Source organism: Streptomyces sp. NPDC057253, assembly GCF_042669125.1.
GTDB lineage: Bacteria > Actinomycetota > Actinomycetes > Streptomycetales > Streptomycetaceae > Streptomyces.
Genome location: NZ_JBHUXV010000104.1, coordinates 1 through 17,629 on the forward strand (window position 1 = coordinate 1; position 17,629 = coordinate 17,629).

Annotated in this window: 16 protein-coding genes, 1 tRNA gene and 1 riboswitch; of the genes, 4 read left to right on the plus strand and 13 right to left on the minus strand. The window is 69.9% G+C overall.

Annotated features, from left to right (window positions below; all coding sequences use genetic code 11):
• Positions 1-53: 53 nt before the first annotated feature.
• Complete coding sequence (locus tag ACFULQ_RS37530) at positions 54-272, minus strand: hypothetical protein (protein ID WP_383552895.1); 219 nt, start codon at positions 270-272, stop codon at positions 54-56.
• Positions 273-332: 60 nt separating this feature from the next.
• Positions 333-548, minus strand: coding sequence for a hypothetical protein (locus ACFULQ_RS37535; protein WP_383552898.1), 216 nt, complete (start codon positions 546-548; stop codon positions 333-335).
• A gap of 232 nt (positions 549-780) precedes the next feature.
• Between ACFULQ_RS37535 and ACFULQ_RS37540 the strand changes: the two genes are divergently transcribed.
• A complete protein-coding gene (locus ACFULQ_RS37540; protein WP_383552901.1) occupies positions 781-1,158 on the plus strand; it encodes a helix-turn-helix domain-containing protein in 378 nt (125 codons plus the stop codon).
• Between the two features lie 391 nt (positions 1,159-1,549).
• Complete coding sequence (locus ACFULQ_RS37545; protein ID WP_383552904.1) at positions 1,550-1,810, plus strand: hypothetical protein; 261 nt, start codon at positions 1,550-1,552, stop codon at positions 1,808-1,810.
• A gap of 49 nt (positions 1,811-1,859) precedes the next feature.
• Here ACFULQ_RS37545 and ACFULQ_RS37550 read toward each other — a convergent pair.
• Positions 1,860-1,943 (minus strand) — tRNA-Leu (locus tag ACFULQ_RS37550).
• Between the two features lie 392 nt (positions 1,944-2,335).
• On the opposite strand from ACFULQ_RS37550, the gene ACFULQ_RS37555 reads away from it, so the two are divergent.
• Together ACFULQ_RS37555 and ACFULQ_RS37560 are read left to right on the plus strand one after the other, a co-directional pair.
• Positions 2,336-3,106 carry an ABC transporter ATP-binding protein gene (locus tag ACFULQ_RS37555; RefSeq protein ID WP_383552907.1) on the plus strand — a complete coding sequence of 257 codons (771 nt, stop codon included), beginning with the start codon at positions 2,336-2,338 and terminating at the stop codon, positions 3,104-3,106.
• On the plus strand, positions 3,106-5,634 hold the full coding sequence (locus ACFULQ_RS37560) for an ABC transporter permease (protein WP_383552910.1): 2,529 nt from the start codon (positions 3,106-3,108) through the stop codon (positions 5,632-5,634). The genes ACFULQ_RS37555 and ACFULQ_RS37560 overlap by 1 nt, the downstream gene beginning before the upstream one ends.
• Before the next feature lie 47 nt (positions 5,635-5,681).
• On the opposite strand, the gene ACFULQ_RS37565 is transcribed toward ACFULQ_RS37560, so the two are convergent.
• From ACFULQ_RS37565 to ACFULQ_RS37610, 10 genes are all read right to left on the minus strand, one after another.
• Positions 5,682-6,977, minus strand: coding sequence for a class I SAM-dependent methyltransferase (locus ACFULQ_RS37565; RefSeq protein ID WP_383552968.1), 1,296 nt, complete (start codon positions 6,975-6,977; stop codon positions 5,682-5,684).
• A 181-nt stretch (positions 6,978-7,158) separates the two neighbouring features.
• Entirely contained in the window at positions 7,159-8,535 is a 1,377-nt protein-coding gene (locus tag ACFULQ_RS37570; protein ID WP_383552913.1) for an NAD(P)/FAD-dependent oxidoreductase, read from the minus strand.
• 432 nt (positions 8,536-8,967) lie between these two features.
• Positions 8,968-9,909 carry an exopolyphosphatase gene (locus ACFULQ_RS37575; protein ID WP_383552915.1) on the minus strand — a complete coding sequence of 314 codons (942 nt, stop codon included), beginning with the start codon at positions 9,907-9,909 and terminating at the stop codon, positions 8,968-8,970.
• Positions 9,906-10,517, minus strand: coding sequence for a DUF501 domain-containing protein (locus tag ACFULQ_RS37580; RefSeq protein ID WP_383552917.1), 612 nt, complete (start codon positions 10,515-10,517; stop codon positions 9,906-9,908). The genes ACFULQ_RS37575 and ACFULQ_RS37580 overlap by 4 nt, the downstream gene beginning before the upstream one ends.
• A 30-nt stretch (positions 10,518-10,547) precedes the next feature.
• Complete coding sequence (locus tag ACFULQ_RS37585; protein WP_383552920.1) at positions 10,548-11,024, minus strand: septum formation initiator family protein; 477 nt, start codon at positions 11,022-11,024, stop codon at positions 10,548-10,550.
• A 118-nt stretch (positions 11,025-11,142) separates the two neighbouring features.
• The gene (eno, locus tag ACFULQ_RS37590) at positions 11,143-12,429 is read right to left on the minus strand and encodes a phosphopyruvate hydratase (RefSeq protein WP_062029974.1); all 1,287 of its coding nucleotides are present in this window, start codon (positions 12,427-12,429) and stop codon (positions 11,143-11,145) included.
• A 290-nt stretch (positions 12,430-12,719) separates the two neighbouring features.
• A complete protein-coding gene (locus ACFULQ_RS37595; RefSeq protein ID WP_383552923.1) occupies positions 12,720-13,403 on the minus strand; it encodes a transglycosylase family protein in 684 nt (227 codons plus the stop codon).
• A gap of 3 nt (positions 13,404-13,406) precedes the next feature.
• Positions 13,407-13,569, minus strand: a riboswitch (cyclic di-AMP (ydaO/yuaA leader).
• Positions 13,570-13,774: 205 nt separating this feature from the next.
• Entirely contained in the window at positions 13,775-14,761 is a 987-nt protein-coding gene (locus ACFULQ_RS37600) for a transglycosylase family protein (protein ID WP_383552926.1), read from the minus strand.
• 192 nt (positions 14,762-14,953) lie between these two features.
• Entirely contained in the window at positions 14,954-16,393 is a 1,440-nt protein-coding gene (locus ACFULQ_RS37605) for a cytochrome P450 (protein WP_383552929.1), read from the minus strand.
• Positions 16,394-16,568: 175 nt separating this feature from the next.
• Complete coding sequence (locus tag ACFULQ_RS37610; RefSeq protein ID WP_383552932.1) at positions 16,569-17,582, minus strand: nucleoside triphosphate pyrophosphohydrolase; 1,014 nt, start codon at positions 17,580-17,582, stop codon at positions 16,569-16,571.
• Positions 17,583-17,629 lie beyond the last annotated feature (47 nt).

Consider the following 17,629-nt stretch of genomic DNA (forward strand, 5'->3'; position numbering starts at 1 on the left):
GGGCGAACCGCACCTGTGCGCGGTCCGCCCCGGCGGCCGTCGTCAGCGCAGGGTCACTGCTTGACGGAGATGGACTGCGAGGCCTGCGACTCGGCGGCCGACCAGGCGGAGTGGTCGTTGACGGCCGCGGACTGGTTGTCGGCCTGGACGGTGGCGATGTGCTTGGTGACGTTGGTGGTCCGGTTGAAGCTGAACTTCAGCTTGCCCAGGGCCTCACGGCCCGGCAGCAGCTCCGCGGACTCGGTGTCGAGCTCGTTCATGTCCATGCTCATGATGGATGTCCTTCCAGGTGGTGGTGGTGAATGAGTGGGTGTGGAGGTGGTGCGCGGGCGCTACTGCGTGACGCTGATGGCCTGCGAGGCGCCGGAGCTCGCCACCGACCCGAAGGAGTGGTCGTTGAGGGCGAGCGAGGAGTTGTGGGCCTCGACGGCGGCGACGTGCTTGGTCACGTTCGTGGTGCGGTTGAAGCTGAACTTCAGCTTCCCGAGGGCCTCGCGGCCCGGCAGCAGTTCCGCGGACTCGGCCTCGAGCTCGTGGGCGTCCATCATGATCAGTTCCCCCTCAGGGATGGGCATTTCCGGTCGGACCGAGTCAGGTTCCCCCCACACTCTGTCCAACTTGGTCGGACGAGCTGTCCAACGAGATTGGACACTAGGGCCTCGCGGGGCCGACGCGCAACCCGTTCGGGGAATCACCCTTTCGGCGGCGGCCGGCGCCGCCCGTAGAATCGGCTCCGACATGGACGGTTCCGCCGAGCGGCGAGCAGGAAGTGACCCACCCGTGGCCAACGCACTCCAGCAGTTGATCCGTGAGCGCCTGGACCTCAAGGGCTGGTCCTACGGCGAGGTGGCGCGCCGCGGCGGCATTCCGCGCTCCACCGTCCACCATCTGGCGACCACCGACCGGGTCGTCCGCATGCCCCAGTCGACCACCCTCGAGGGACTGTCCAAGGGCCTGGAACTCCCGTTGGACACCGTCCGCCGCGCCGCCGCGGAGGCCTGCGGCATCCACGTCTACGGCACCGAGGGCACCACCGGCCAGCCGGCCGACCCCGAGGTGGATCTGCTGATCGCCAGCGTCCAGAGACTCTCGGCGGACGACCGCCGCCATGTCGCTGCGCTGGTGGAATCCCTGCTGGACCGCACGCCCAAGCAGTAGTTGTCCGGCAGGGTGACGAGGTCGTCGGTCGGCTGCGGGCCGGTGGGGGCCGGTCGCGCAGTTCCCCGCGCCCCCAGGTGGGTGCAGTCACGCGCGCCACGTCGGACCCGCGCAGGCCGCCGCAGGCATCCAGGGGCGCGGGGAACTGCGCGATCAGCCCCCACGCACCCGCAGCCGACCAACCACCCCAACGGCCCGCAGACACTCACCGCCCACCCCGGAAGTGACCGTGCGGACGTCGGGTCACGGCGGTCCGCGATCGGGGATGTTCACTCTTCCGTGCAGTCGGAAAAAGAATTCGACTGTGCCCGAAAGGGCCGCGCTCCCCCGCTAGTCTCTCGTCCTGCCCGAGGAGCGAGAGCCGCACGACCCCGGGCTCCCAGGGGGGAATGTGTTGTTCGTGCATGGCGGGCCGGCCACGGCCGTGGTCCGCGGGCCCGCCGGTGAATCGGTCGTTCTGCTCTCCGGCGAACTGCCCGACGTACTGACCGACGAGTCAGTGAGAGAACTCATGGAACTGGCCGCCGCCGTCCTGGACGCGGACGAGGTGCCTCTGTTCCGGAGCTGTCTGAGAACCCTGCGCCGCGACGGAATGCGCGCGGGCCGCCGGATCGAGATCGACGGCGCCGTCCTGACCGTCTACGAGGGGTGACGGCGGGGTGCCGGCCCACGCGGGAGGAACCACCGCGAGGGCGAGGAAGTGCCCGGAGCCGGACTTGAACCGGCACGCCCGCGAAGGGGCAGCGAGGTTTAAGCTCGCCGTGTCTGCATTCCACCATCCGGGCAGGTCATGGGCTCCGCGTTTGAGTCTCCGAGCCTATCGGGGCGCATCCCCCGAACAGCGGCCGGGCGGACCGATGTTGTCTTATTTTATTGACGTCTGAGGGTGCATCAGACCATGGAACAGGCCATCCGCACTTGCCAATAGCCTTACGCGGGGCGCCCGGCCGCGCATGCGGAATGACGGAATTTCACCGCCCGAACGAGGACGCTCCACCTGTTCTCCGCGCATGCCGAGAATCAGGGGCCGCCGTCATCCCCAGGTATGACGGCGAGCCGCCCGGTCCGTCCGAAGTCTGCCCTCGGAACCACGACTGCGACTGACTACACGGCGGGATGCGGCCACCACGATGGAAGACGTCCTTCAACGATGTCGTCCCGCGAGGAGTTCCATCCCGTGACCACCACACCCGTCGCCGGCCGGGCCACCACCGTGGCCGCACGCGCCACGGATCTGTCGAAGATCTACGGACAGGGCGAGACCCAGGTGGTCGCCCTGGACCGGGTCACCGTCGAGTTCCGGCAGGCCGAGTTCACCGCGATCATGGGCCCCTCCGGCTCCGGCAAGTCCACGCTGATGCACTGCGTGGCCGGCCTTGACACCTTCTCCTCCGGCTCGGTCCGCATCGGCGAGACCGAGCTGGGCTCGCTCAAGGACAAGCAGCTGACCAAGCTGCGCCGGGACAAGATCGGCTTCATCTTCCAGGCGTTCAACCTGCTGCCGACCCTGACGGCCCTGGAGAACATCACGCTTCCGATGGACATCGCGGGCCGCAAGCCGGACAAGCAGTGGCTGGACTCGGTCATCCGGATGGTGGGACTGCGGGACCGGCTCAGCCACCGCCCCGCCCAGCTCTCCGGCGGCCAGCAGCAGCGCGTCGCCGTGGCCCGCGCTCTCGCCTCCAAGCCCGACATCATCTTCGGCGACGAGCCGACCGGAAACCTCGACTCCCGCTCCGGCGCCGAGGTGCTGGGCTTCCTGCGCAACTCCGTACGGGAGCTCGGGCAGACGGTCGTGATGGTGACCCACGACCCGGTGGCCGCGGCCTACGCGGACCGGGTGGTGTTCCTCGCGGACGGCCGGATCGTGGACGAGATGTACAAGCCCACCGCTGACAACGTCCTCGACTTCATGAAGCAGTTCGACGCGAAGGGCCGCACCTCCTGATGTTCCGCACCGCCCTGCGCAACGTCCTCGCGCACAAGGCCCGCCTGCTGATGACCGTGCTCGCCGTGATGCTCGGCGTGGCGTTCGTCTCCGGCACCCTCGTCTTCACCAACACCATCTCCGAGGCCTACCAGAAGAGTTCGGCCAAGGGCTTCGACCAGGTCGACGTGGCCGTCACCCCCGAGTCCCGCGAGGACAAGGGCAACACGATCGGCAAGCGCAACGAACTGACCGAGGCCCTGCTCGCCCGGAGCGCCAAGGTCCCGGGCGCCGCTTCCGCCATCGGGGTCGTGAACGGCTTCACCGCCATCGCCGACAAGGACGGCAAGCTCGTCGGCGGCGGCTTCCAGACCCAGGGCGGCAACTACTACGGCGCCGAGGACCCCCGGTACCCGCTGGCCGAGGGCAGGGCCCCGCACGGCGCGAACCAGGTCGCGATCGACTCGGAGACCGCCGAGCGGGCCGGCTACAAGGTCGGCGACACCGTACGCATCTCGGTCGACGGCCCGGTGCTCAAGCCGGTCGTCACCGGCATCTTCACCACCGACGACGGCAATGTCGCGGCCGGCGGCAGCCTCGCGCTGTTCGACACGGCCACCGCCCAGAAGCTGTTCGGCAAGCCGGGGACGTACGACGAGATCGATGTGAAGGCGGCCCCCGGCACCTCCCAGATCGCGCTGAAGGCGGCGCTGGACGAGGCGCTCCCGAAGGCCACCGTCGAGACCACGACCGGCAAGGAACTCGCCGACGACCAGGCCGAGTTGATCGCCTCCTCGATGTCCGGTCTCAAGCAGGGCCTGCTGGTCTTCGCGGGCATCGCGCTGTTCGTCGGCACCTTCATCATCGCCAACACCTTCACCATGCTGGTCGCCCAGCGCACCAAGGAGCTCGCGCTGCTGCGGGCGGTCGGCGCGTCCCGCAGGCAGGTCACGCGGTCGGTGCTGATCGAGGCGTTCGTGGTCGGTCTGGTGGCCGCCGTGACGGGCCTGGTGGCCGGTATCGGCATCGGCGCCGGGCTCAGGTCCCTCATGGGCACGCTCGGCGCGACCGTCCCGGACGGACCGCTGGTCATCACGCCCGGCACGGTCGGCGCGGCCCTCGCGGTCGGCGTCCTGGTGACCATGCTGGCGGCCTGGCTGCCGGGCCGCAGGGCGGCGAAGATCCCGCCGGTCGCGGCGATGAGCAGCCTGCACGCGAAGGCGACCACCAAGTCGCTGGTGCTGCGCAACACGCTGGGCGCGCTGTTCAGCGGGGCGGGCGTGGCCGTGATCCTGGCGGCCACCACGATGGACGGCTCGGACGGCCAGGCCCCCATGGGTCTCGGCGCGGTCCTGCTGATCATCGGCGTCTTCATCCTCACGCCCCTCCTGTCCCGCCCGCTGATCGCGGCCGCGGCCCCGCTGATGCGCGTGTTCGGCATCTCCGGGAAGCTGGCCCGGCAGAACTCGGTGCGCAATCCGCGCCGTACGGCCGCCACCGCCTCCGCGCTGATGATCGGCCTCACCCTGATCACCGGGATGACGGTGATGGCGGGCAGCCTCCAGAAGTCGATCGACAAGATGGCCACGGCGGCCGTCAAGGCGGACTACGTCGTCTCCATGGCGAACGGCAACGAGCTCTCCCCGGACGTCGAGAAGAAGCTGGCGAAGGTCGACGGCGTCACCGAGGTCAGCCCGCTGCGCAACGCGGCCTCCCGGATCGACGGCGAGACCGAGTACCTGACCGGCGTCAACGGCTCGGCGATCGGGAAGCTGACCGACCTCACGGTGGACGACGGCTCGTTCAAGGTCGGCGGCACCCAGGTGGTCGTGGACAAGGACAGGGCCAAGTCCTTCGGCTGGAGGGCGGGTTCGACCTTCACCGTCCACTACGAGGACGGCAAGGCGCAGCGGCTCACGGTCGCCGGGGTCTACGAGGGCAACGAGCTGATCAGCGGCATCATGCTGGACACCGCGACGCTCTCCCCGCACCTGAGGGACGCGTCGGACATGCAGGTCATGCTGAAGACGTCCGGCGGCGCCTCGGACGCCACCAAGGACCGGCTGGAGAAGGCCCTCGGCTCCAACCCGGCCGTCAAGGTCCAGGACAAGAAGGACCTCTCCGACTCCATCGCGCAGATGTTCACGCTGATGCTGAACATGCTCTACGGCCTTCTGGCCATGGCGGTGCTCGTCGCGGTCCTCGGTGTCATCAACACCCTGGCCATGTCGGTGTTCGAGCGCTCCCAGGAGATCGGCATGCTGCGCGCGATCGGCCTGGACCGCAAGGGCATCAAGCGGATGGTCCGTCTGGAGTCCCTGGTCATCTCCCTGTTCGGCGGGGTGCTCGGCATCGGCCTGGGCGTGTTCTTCGGCTGGGCGGCCGGTGAGCTGCTGGGCGCCAGGATGGCGACGTACGAACTCGTCCTGCCCTGGGCCCGGATGGCGGTCTTCCTGCTGCTCGCGGCCACGGTGGGCATCCTCGCCGCCCTGTGGCCGGCCCGCAGGGCGGCCCGCATGAACATGCTGTCGGCCATCAAGGCGGAGTAGTCAACGGCCTGTCGGGGCCCGTCGCGTGACAGCGGCGGGCCCCTTCTTCAGGCCCGGTTCCAGGTGCGGGCGCGCAACGGCAGGCCGGAGGCGCCGGATTCGGGGGTTCTGACGGCGAGGACCTGGTTGACGCCCAGGTGGTTGCGTTCGAAGCCGAGGGCGCAGGCGGCCATGTAGAGGCGCCAGACCCGGGCCCGGCCCGGGCCGGTGAGCCGGACCGCCCGCTGCCACCCGGACTCCAGGTTGGTGACCCAGCGGCGCAGCGTGTGGGCGTAGTGCTCGCGGATCGACTCGACGTCCCGCACCTCGAACCCGGCCCGCTCCAACAGGGTCACGGTGGTGCCGAGGGGGGCGAGTTCGCCGTCGGGGAAGACGTACGCGTCGATGAACTCGTCGAGGTCGTACGCCGATTCGTCGGACATCGGGCGCCGCGCGATCTGGTGGTTGAGCAGCCGCCCGCCGGGCGCGAGCAGCCGGTACAGGTCCTGGGCGTACTCCAGGTACTTCTCCGACCCCACGTGCTCGGCCATGCCGATGGAGGAGATCGCGTCGTACGGCCCGTCGACCACGTCCCGGTAGTCCTGGACCCGGATCTCGATCCGGTCGGTCAGCCCGGCGTCCGCGACGCGCTTGCGGGCGTAGGCCGCCTGCTCGTGCGAGAGGGTGATGCCGACGACGCGCACGCCGTACTCGCGGGCGGCGTGGATCGCCATCGAGCCCCAGCCGCAGCCGACGTCGAGGATCCGCTGCCCCGGCTGGAGCGCGAGCTTGCGGCAGACGAGGTCGAGCTTGTCGTGCTGGGCCTGCTCCAGGGGGGCGTCCTGGTCCGGCCAGTAGGCGCAGGAGTACACCATCGACGGGCCGAGGACGATCTCGTAGAAGCCGTTGCCGACGTCGTAGTGGTGGCTGATGGCCCGCCGGTCGCTGCGCCGGGTGTGCAGATGGCCGCGGACCCGGCGGATCTCCTCGCGGGGCGGGGCCGGGGGCAGCGGCAGCCCGCCGAGCCGGACGAGTCCGAACAGCGCGGCGCGGGTGCGGGCGTCGCGCAGGACACGGAGCGCGGAGCGGGTCTCGGCGCGCTCCCAGACCAGGCCGGAGAGCAGGCCGAGGGCGCCGTAGAAGTCGCCCTCGATGTCGAGGTCCCCGGCGACCCAGGCGCGGGCCAGGCCCAGCTCGCCGGGCTTCCACAGCAGCCGGCGCACGGCACGGCGGTTGCGGACGACCAGGGTGGGCGCGTCCGGTGGTCCCGCCTGTGAGCCGTCCCAGGCCCGGATCCGTACCGGCAGCTCGGCACCCAACAACTGTTCGAGCAGACTCTTCAGCCGCAGTGCGGCATCCGCCATGATCCACACCTCCGTGACGAGGATCCCGGAATTGTCCACCCGGGTAAACAACGGCACGGTCATGGTCACTCCCAAAGAACGCCGAAGGACCTCCCGCACCACGGATGGCGGGAGGTCCTTCGGGTGGATCAGCGACCGGAGCCGGTCGGGTGACCCGAGCGGGCCGGGTCACCCGGGCGGATCAGGAGGCCTTCGCCTCGGTCTTCTTCGGCTCGGCGGCCGGTACGGGGCGCGCGGCCTCGTAGAACTCCTCGCGCGGGTGCTCCATCGCGCCGAGGGAGACGACCTCGCGCTTGAGGAACATGCCGAGGGTCCAGTCGGCGAAGACGCGGACCTTGCGGTTCCAGGTCGGCATGGCCAGACCGTGGTAGCCGCGGTGCATGTACCAGGCGAGACGGCCACGGAGCTTGATCTTCATCTTGCCCATGACGATCATCGCGACGCCCTTGTGCAGGCCGAGACCCGCGACCGCGCCCTTGTTGGAGTGCGCGTACTCCTTCTGCGGGAAGCCCCGCATCCCGGAGATCACGTTGTCGCCGAGGACCCGGGCCTGGCGCAGCGCGTGCTGGGCGTTCGGCGGGCACCAGGCGTTCTCCACGCCGGCCTTGCGGGCGGCGACGTCCGGGACCTGGGCGTTGTCGCCGGCGGCCCAGATGTAGTCGGTGCCCTGGACCTGGAGGGTCGGGGCGGTGTCCACGTGACCGCGCGGGCCCAGCGGGAGGCCGTAGCGGGCGAGGACCGGGTTGGGCTTGACGCCGGCGGTCCACACGATCGTGTTGGAGTCGACCTCCAGGCCGTTCTTCAGGACCACGTGGCCGTCCACGCAGGAGTCCATCGAGGTGGAGAGGTAGATCTCCACACCGCGGCTCTCCAGGTGCTCCTTGCCGTACTGGCCGAGCTTGGGGCCGACCTCGGGGAGGATCTTGTCGGCGGCGTCGACGAGGATGAACCGCATGTCCTCGCGGGAGACGTTGGTGTAGTACTTGGCCGCGTCGCGGGCCATGTCCTCGACCTCGCCGATGGTCTCCGCGCCCGCGAAGCCACCGCCGATGAAGACGAAGGTGAGCGCCTTGCGGCGGATCTCCTCGTCGGTCGTGGAGTCGGCCTTGTCGAGCTGCTCCAGCACGTGGTTGCGCAGGCCGATGGCCTCCTCGATGCCCTTCATGCCGATGCCCTGCTCGGCGAGGCCGGGGATCGGGAAGGTGCGGGAGACCGCGCCGAGCGCGATCACCAGGTAGTCGAAAGGCAGCTCGTACGCCTCGCCCACCAGCGGGGCGATCGTGGCGACCTTGCGGTCCTGGTCGATGGTGGTGACCCGGCCGGTGAGAACCTCCGCCTTCGGCAGCACGCGTCGCAGCGGGACGACGACGTGGCGCGGGGAGATGTTGCCGGCGGCGGTTTCGGGGAGGAAGGGCTGGTAGGTCATGTACGACCGGGGGTCGACGACCGTGACGGTCGCCTCGCCGTAGCGCATCTTCTTGAGGATGCGCCGAGCTGCGTACAGGCCTACGTACCCACCGCCTACTACGAGGATCCTGGGACGCTCCGTGGTGCTCATGGCATCGAGTATCCACCCGCCTCAGGGGGGTCGCTCGTGCGCCCCTTCACAAGCTCTTGCAGAGGGTGTGCTATCCTCCGCGACTCGCGTGATCCAGGTCATGGCGCCGAACGGGAACCACGGTATAGGGATCACCGTTGTCAATGCCGCGTGAGCTGCCTCTCCGTGCTGCGGACCCCCTTGTGAGCCGCCTTCGCGAGCCCCTCACGCACCCCTCGCCCGAGGCCCGCATCTCCCCCTTTTGAACGTGTTCACACGGGTGTTGGGCCCCCGTAAGGGCCAACCGGGCCAGATTCGTCGCCCGACAGGGCCCAATTCCTTGTGAAGAACTTCACGAACTTTCTCGGCGGCACGTCGAAGAGGGGCCCCGAAGGGCCCCTCGAAGGTGCTCATACGTTGTTCTGCCTGCTCAGCAGAGGTGCCCGGCGAGGCCTAGGCGACCGACCACGCGATGCCGTCGAGGATGTCGTGCTCGCTCACGACGACCTCCTCGGCACCGATCCGCTCCATGATCGCGAGGAGCACCAGGGCGCCCGCCGCGATCACGTCCACGCGTCCCGGATGCATGGAGGGGACGGCCGCGCGCTCGGCGTGCGTGGAGTGCAGCAGCCAGTCGGTGATCTCGCGGACGCGGTCGTGGGAGACCCGGGAGTGGTGGATGGCCGCCGAGTCGTACTCGGGCAGCCCCTGGGCGATCGCCGACACGGTGGTGACGGACCCGGCGAGCCCGACCAGCGTGCGCGCCTCACGCAGCGGCACGGTCCGCTCGGCGAGGTCGAGGGCGGCCTCGATGTCGGCGCGCATGGCGGTGATCTGCGCGGGGGTGGGCGGGTCGCTGACGGCCCCGTCCTGGACGAGGTGCCGCTCGGTCATCCGTACGCAGCCCACGTCCACGGAGCGCGCGGCCCGTACATGGTCGTCGCCCACCACGAACTCCGTCGAGCCGCCGCCGATGTCCACCACCAGGTAGGGCCTGGCCAGGTGGTCGCTGGCGGTGAGCTCCCTGGTCGCCCCGGTGAAGGAGAACTCGGCCTCCTGGTCCCCGGAGATCACCTCGGGCTCGACGCCGAGGATGTCCAGGACGCCCCGGACGAAGTCGTCCCGGTTCTCCGCGTCCCGGGAGGCGGAGGTGGCGACGAACCGCAGCCGCTCGGCGCCGTGCTCCTTGATGACCGCCGCGTACTCCCGGCAGGCCGCGAAGGTCCGCTCCAGCGCCTCGGGGGCCAGCCGCCCGGTCCGGTCGACGCCCTGTCCCAGCCGCACGATGGTCATACGGCGGTCCAGGTCGACGAGCTCGCCGGTGGCCGGGTCCGCGTCCGCGACGAGGAGCCGGATGGAGTTCGTACCGCAGTCGATGGCGGCGACGCGGGTCACTGGGTGTCCTCCTCGGTGTCGAGGGGCTTGAAGGCGAAGTGGCCCTTGCCGTCCTCGGAGACGTCCACCTGCCACCCCTCACCGGTCGGCGGCTCCAAGGGCTTCACGCACGCCCCCTTGCGCCACCACTCCGGCAGCATCGCGATCGCCTCGTCGCCCAGCGGGTTGACGCCCGGGCCCGCGGCCAGCGAGTGGCCGACCAGGACGTGCAGGCACTTCACCCGGTCCGGCATGCCGCCGGCGCTGGGGAAGCCCTCCAGGACCTCGATGGCGTCCCGGCGGGCGAGGTAGTCCTCGTGGGCCGCCCGGTACGCCTTCGCGAGCTCCGGATCGGCCTGGAGCCGCTCCGTCATCTCCTTCATGACGCCGTTCGCCTCCAGCGTGCCGATCGCCGAGGCGGCGCGCGGGCACGTCAGGTAGTACGTCGTCGGGAAGGGCGTGCCGTCGGGGAGACGGGGGGCCGTCTCCACCACGTCCGGCTGCCCGCAGGGGCAGCGGTGCGCGATCGCCCGCAGCCCGCGCGGCGGCCGCCCGAGCTGCTGCTTGAAGGCCTCGACGTCCGCGTCGGTGGGCTCGGTGCGAGGAGTGGAGGGCGGGGGCGTTTCCATGCCTGTCTTTCTATCGGTCCATCGGTCGGTTCACTGATCCGAGGCGTCGGACTTGTCGACGCCGTCCCAGACGTTGGAGTACCACGGGCGGTCGGCCGCCCCGAGGTCGGTGCGGGACTGCTTCGCCGCGTCCGGGTCGACGACGACGAAACCCGTCTCCCCCGGCAGCACGTAGTGCAGCCGCTGCCGGATCTGCTGCTCCGCGTACGCGTCGTCCTGCCAGCGCGCCTTGAGATCGCGCAGCTTCTCGACCCGCTCCGCGGCCTGTGCCTTCTCCCGCTGGAGATCGGAGATCTCGGCGCGCTGCGAGACGTACTGCCTTATCGGGTACGCCAGCGCCACCACCAGGGTGCACACCACGAGGGCGAGCAGCGCGGCCCGGCCGGTCAGCCGGGAGCGGCGGGCCTGGCGTTTGGTCTGGGAGCGGTAGACCCGGGCCGCGGTCTGCTCGCCGAGCAGCTTGATCCTGGTCGCGGTGGAGAAACGGTCCCGGTCCTTCACGGCCATCGGCTCTCCGCCTCCCCTTCTACGTGCGTACGTCCCCGCACACGGTACGGGACCGGTACGGGGACGTACGTACGACTGGCTAAGGCGTGACCCTGTACGGGTCAGCCCTTGAAGCCCCTCAGCCCTTGAAGCGCGGGAACGCGCTGCGGCCGGCGTACACCGCGGCGTCGTCGAGGATCTCCTCGATGCGCAGGAGCTGGTTGTACTTGGCGACGCGCTCGGAGCGGGCCGGGGCGCCGGTCTTGATCTGGCCGCAGTTGGTGGCGACGGCGAGGTCGGCGATGGTGACGTCCTCGGTCTCGCCGGAGCGGTGGGACATCATGCACTTGAAGCCGCTGCGCTGGGCGAGCTCGACGGCGTCCAGGGTCTCGGTGAGCGAGCCGATCTGGTTCACCTTGACCAGGAGGGCGTTGGCGGTGCCCTCCTCGATGCCGCGGGCCAGGCGCTCGGGGTTGGTGACGAACAGGTCGTCGCCGACGAGCTGGACCTTGTCGCCGAGCTTGTCGGTGATGACCTTCCAGCCGGCCCAGTCGTCCTCGAACAGCGGGTCCTCGATGGAGACGAGCGGGTAGGCCGCCACGAGCTCCTCGTAGTACTCCGTCATCTCGGCGGCGGAGCGCTCCTTGCCCTCGAACTGGTACTTGCCGTCCTTGTAGAACTCGGAGGCGGCGACGTCGAGGGCGAGGGCGACCTGCTCGCCGGGGATGTAACCGGCTTCCTTGATCGCTTCGAGGATCAGGTCCAGCGCGGCGCGGTTGGACTCGAGGTTCGGCGCGAAGCCGCCCTCGTCGCCGAGGCCGGTGGACAGGCCCTTCGACTTCAGGACCTTCTTCAGCGTGTGGTAGACCTCGGTGCCCCAGCGCAGCGCCTCGGAGAAGGACTCCGCGCCGATCGGGGCGATCATGAACTCCTGGATGTCCACGTTGGAGTCGGCGTGCGAGCCGCCGTTCAGGATGTTCATCATCGGCACCGGCAGCAGGTGCGCGTTCGGGCCGCCCAGGTAGCGGAAGAGCGGGAGGTCGCTGGCCTCGGAGGCGGCGTGGGCGACGGCGAGCGAGACGCCGAGGATGGCGTTGGCGCCGAGCGAGCCCTTGTTGTCGGTGGCGTCCAGGTCGAACATCGCCTGGTCGATCAGGCGCTGCTCGGTGGCGTCGTAGCCGACGAGCTCCGGGCCGATCTGCTCGATGACGGCGAGGACGGCCTTCTCGACACCCTTGCCCTGGTAGCGGTTCGGGTCACCGTCACGCAGCTCGATGGCCTCGAAGGCACCGGTGGAGGCGCCGGACGGGACGGCGGCACGACCGGTGCTGCCGTCGTCGAGGCCGACCTCGACCTCGACGGTGGGGTTGCCTCGCGAGTCGAGGATTTCCCTGGCTACGACGACGTCGATGGACGGCACGAGCATCTCCTTCTTGGATGGTGAGCCTGGCGACTAGAGCCTAACCGGCTCCGGCGTATCGGCCACCGTGTGGACCGACCTGTGGACGAAACCGAGAGTAAATTGTTTCTGAACTGAACAAAGACGTCCGCGCAAGCGCGCGCAAAGGCCGGGAAGCCGGCGCACAAAAAACCCCGCCCCGGTGCGTACGGGGGAACACGCACCGGAGCGGGGAGCCCATGGGGACGGGGGGTGACCCTCACGAGGCCTTCAGTATGAGGACCACGGCTGTGAGGGCACTGTGGTTCAGCTGGGTCTTACTTCAGGTGCAGCTGCTGGCCCGGGTAGATGAGGTTGGCGTCCTCGACGATGTCCTTGTTCAGCTTGAACAGCTTCTGCCAGCCGCCCTTGACCTTGTGCTTCTCGGCGATCGAGCTGAGGGTGTCACCCTTGACGACCTTGTACTCGCCGTCGCCCTTCTTGACCTTCTTGCCGGTCGGGGTGGTGACGGTCTTCTTGGCCGCCGGGCGCTCGGAGGAGCGGGAGGCGCTCTGCTCGTTGGTCGAACGGGTGCTGGTGCCCGAGTTCGAGTTCGAGGAGCTGGAGGACGAGCTGCTGCCGCTGTAGGCGGCGCTGGACAGGCCCTTGCCGCAGACCGGCCAGGCGCCCTTGCCCTGGGAGGCGAGGACCTTCTCGGCGACGGCTATCTGCTGCGCCTTGCTGGCCTGGTTGGCCTGCGCGGCGTACTGCGTGCCGCCGTACGCGGCCCAGGTGGAGGCCGAGAACTGCAGACCGCCGTAGTAGCCGTTGCCGGTGTTGATGGACCAGTTGCCGCCGGACTCGCACTGGGCGACGGCGTCCCACTCGGAGGCGGTGGCGGCGGAGGCGCCGCCGGCCGCCATCAGCGGGGCGGCGATGGCGACACCGGTGACGCCGGCGAGCGCGGCGGCGCGGGTGGCCTTGGACGGACGACGGTGCTTGCCCTTGCCGGAAAACAGCATGGTGGATCCCCTCACCGACGCCTGCGAGGTGAGCTGTCGGGTTCGGGCCGGTTGAGTTGCCCGGTCACGCGCACTGCGTGACTTCACCCCAAGCCGGTCCAGCGTGAACTGCTGGGCCCGGCGCTTACCTTGGGTCCCCCGCTCCTGCCTACGGCGCTTGACGCGACGACTGTTCCCGTACGGCCGCTGGCAGGATTCGGCGTTGCGACAGACGGGGCTCGGGTTGCCGAGCGGTGACGACGGTAGACACGCGCTCGGCGGAATTTCAAAGACGATCAGGGCTTCTGAGACTCATCCCACACTTTCACCAAAGTGGACATTCGGCGCGAAGTGGGACGTGAACTCCCGCTGTTTTTCAGGCCTTTTCGGCCCTATTCAGCCCCTGTGTCGAGGGTCTGACCGGCGGAGATGTTGCTCGGGTCGGCGCCGATGACGTCCTTGTTCTCGTCGTAGAGGGCACGCCATCCGCCGTCGAGGCCAAGGGAGTCGGCGATGGAGACGAGGGAGTCGCCCTCCTGGACGGTGTAGGTGCGGGCGGCGTGACGGCCGCCGGAGAGTGCCGTGCTCTTCGTCGTGACCTCGTCGGCGCTGTCGCCGCGGTGCTTGCCGGAGCCGAGGGAGCCGACGTCGACAAGGGCCGAAGAACCGCCCTCTTGCCACGACTTGTCCGCTTCATCCTCTTCTGAGCTCACCACAGGGGAGTCGTCGGAAGGCTGCGCGCTCTCCTTGCCGGAGGCTTCCGGACTCTTGGTGGCCGATTTGCCCGACTTGGACGAACTGTCGCTTTCCGCCGAGGGGGTGGCCGTCGGCGACGGCGTCGAGGACGAACCGTCCAGCGAGTCGAGCAGACCGGGAGAGTCCTCGATGCCCGACGAGTCCGAGGAACCGGACGAGCTGGATGATCCGGACGAATCCGACGATCCGGACGCGGAGGTCGAGGGCGTACCACTCGCCACGCCTGTGTCCACCCCCGCCGAACTCGAGTCCTTGCTGAGCCCGGCGAGCAGACCGCAGGTCGGCCAGGCGGCGATGCCCTGGTCCGCGAGGAGCTTCTCGGCCACGGCTATCTGCTGGTTGCGGCTCGCCAGGTCCGCGGTCTCGGCGTAGGAGAGGCCGCCGTACTTCTCCCAGTTCTCCTGGGAGATCTGGAGGCCGCCGTAGTAGCCGTTGCTGTCGTTGGCGCTCCAGGTGCCGCCGCTCTCGCACTCCGCGACCCGGTCCCAGGTGGCGCCGGTCGCGGCACTCGCCCCGCTCGCCGCGAGCAGGGGGATCGCGATGGCGGATCCCGTCACGCCGGCCGCCACGAGCAGAGCCGGAGCCTGACGGGGGCGACGGTGACGACCGTTCCCGGAGAGCATGAAGGGACCTTTCCCACGACAGCAGAAACCCGCGCGGCGAGTGGTACGGACCACCGCGCTGGTCCGTGAACGTATAGGGATTCGATCACTTGTCACAAGTTAATGCCGCGTAGATCACGTGAAGATCACAGACTTGAGGGTGCGTCATGTTTAAGCGGCCCTGCCGCGGGGTTGGGCGGACCCCTCGGTGGATTACCGGACGGGAGTGAACTCCACGGGCAAAGTACGCAGTCCACGCATGATGAGCCCACCACGCCAGCGCAAATCGGCTGAATCCACCGCGAGTTGCAGATCCGGCAGCCGGGTGAGGAGGGTGGCGAGCGCGGTCTGGCCCTCCAGACGGGCGAGCGGGGCCCCGAGGCAGTAGTGGATGCCGTGTCCGTAACCGAGGTGCTGATTGTCACGGCGGGACAGATCGAGCACGTCGGGGTCGGCGAACCGCTCCGGGTCCCGGTCCGCCGCGGCCAGCACGACGAGCACGGGGTCGCCGGCCGCGATGTCCTGGCCGCCGATGCGGAGCGGTTCGGTGGCGAACCGCCAGGTGGCGAGCTCCACCGGACCGTCGTAGCGCAGGAGTTCCTCCACGCCGGTCTCCAGGAGGTCGCTGCGCCGGTCGGCGAGGGACCGCTGGAGCCGCCGGCGCTGCTCGGGGTGGGTGAGCAGGGCGTACACGCCGTTGCCGATCAGGTTCACGGTGGTCTCGAAGCCGGCGAACAGCAGGATGAAGGCCATGGCCGCGGCCTCGTTCTCGGTGAGGTGCTCGCCGTGGTCGGAGGCGCGGATGAGCCCGGAGATGAGGTCCTCGCCGGGAGTGGGTTCCGCGGGCAACGCTTCCCGCTTGCGGTGGATGAGTTCGGCGAGATACCCGCGCATCTTCTTCACGGACCGCGCGACGCCGCCCCGCGGGCCTCCCCCGTGCCGGATCATCATGCCCGCCCAGTCCCGGAAGTCGTCCTGGTCCTCGCGGGGGACGCCGAGGAGGTCGCAGATCGCGTAGATGGGGAGCGGGAAGGCGAAGTCGTGGATGAGGTCGGCGGAACCGGTGGCCGCGAACCGGTCGATCAGACGGTCCGTCAACTCCTGCACCCGCGGCGCGAACTCGGCGACCCGCCTCGGTGTGAACGCCTTGCTGACGAGCCGTCGGAGCCTGGTGTGGTCCGGTGGATCGATGTTCAGCAGATGCGTCATCAGCTCCGCCTTGCGCTCCCCCGGGATACCGGTCTTCCCCTTGGCGTGCTCGGGCTCGTCATGATGCGCCGGGTTCTTGCTGAGCCGCTGGTCGGCGAGGGCCTGCTTGGCGTCGGCGTACCGGGTGACCAGCCAGGCCTCCACACCACTGGGAAGCCGGGTCCTGTGCACGGGGGCGTGCTCACGCAGCCAGGCGTAGGCGGGGTAGGGGTCGGTGGCGAACTCCCAGGTGAAGAGGTCGGGGGCGGGGGGTGGGGAGGCGGGGGTGGGATCTGCGGCGGGGGCGGGGGCCGGGGCGGGAGCAGGGGCCGAGGCGGGAGCAGGGGCCGAGGCGGGAGCAGGGGCCGAGGCGGGAGCAGGGGCCGAGGCGGGAGCAGGGGCCGAGGTGGGTGCGGGATCGGGGGTGGCGGTGGGATCGGGGGTGGCGGTGGGCTGGTCGGTCACTCCTTGACGGTAGCCGGGTTTTCAGGGGGGTCGGCTCGGGCCGCTTTCACCCCCACCTCCGTTGCCGCGCCGTCGCCGCCGGCCGCCCGGACAGCACCCCCGGCTGTTCCGCGCGGTCAGCGGGCGGGCGTGGCCGTGTGCAGCAGCCGGCCTTCCTCGTCCCCGGCGTCGTCGGTCAGCCCTCCCCCTCCGTCCTGCGGATCGCGTCCCGGTACGCCCGGGCCGCCGCCCGCAGGGCTGCCTCCGGGTCCGTGCCCTCGGCCTCAGCGCGGGCGGCCAGGGCGAGGAGTGCGTAGCCGATGCCCTCGCCCGCGGGCAGGGGGACCTCCAGTCCCGCCGTCCGCACGCGGGACGCCAGCTTCGCCGCGAGGGCCAGACCGGGCTGCCCGAGGGGGACGCCTTCGGTCACCGAGGTGCGCTGCTTCTCTATCGCCTTGGTGCGCAGCCAGTGCGCCTTGACCTCCTCGGGGGTGGTGGCCGTCTCGTCGCCGAAGACATGCGGGTGGCGGTGGATGAGCTTGGCGACGATCCCGCCGGCCACGTCGTCGATGGAGAAGGGGGTGTCCGGGTCGTCCTCCGCTATACGGGAGTGGAAGACCACCTGGAGCAGGACGTCACCGAGTTCCTCGCGCAGTTCGTCGCGGTCGCCCTCCTCGATCGCCTCGACGAGTTCGTACGCCTCCTCGATGCCGTACTTCGCCAGGCCCTTGTGGGTCTGCTGGGAGGACCACGGGCACTCCTCGCGGATCCGGTCCATGACCTGCACGAGGTCGAGGAGTCGGGCGCCGGGCAGGTCGTAGGAGGCGGGGAGCAGCTCCAGCTCGGGCATCCGCACCCGTCCGGAACCGGCGAGGCGGGCCAGACCGTCGGTGAGGGCCGGTTCGCCCTCGCCGGTGGCCACGACGACCACCGTGTTCCCGCCCGCGCACGCGCCCACCAGCTCCTCGGCCGTCGGCGACGCCTCGTCCACCCGTATCCCCGCCTCGCGCAGATACGGCAGCTGGGGATGCGTCCCGTCGGCGCACAGGACGCGGTCGGCCGCGTGCAGGACCTGCCAGGCGGGCCAGGACAGCAGGCCGGGGGCGACGCGGTGGCTGGTGGTGAGCAGGACGACACGGCCGGGGGCGGACGCCGTGTCGGAGTGCTGGTCGTCCTGGTCGGGGGCGGGCTCGAAGCCGGTTGCGTTCACGATTCGAAGCTAACGCACACCGCGGACGGGGAGATCGGGTTGTCCAC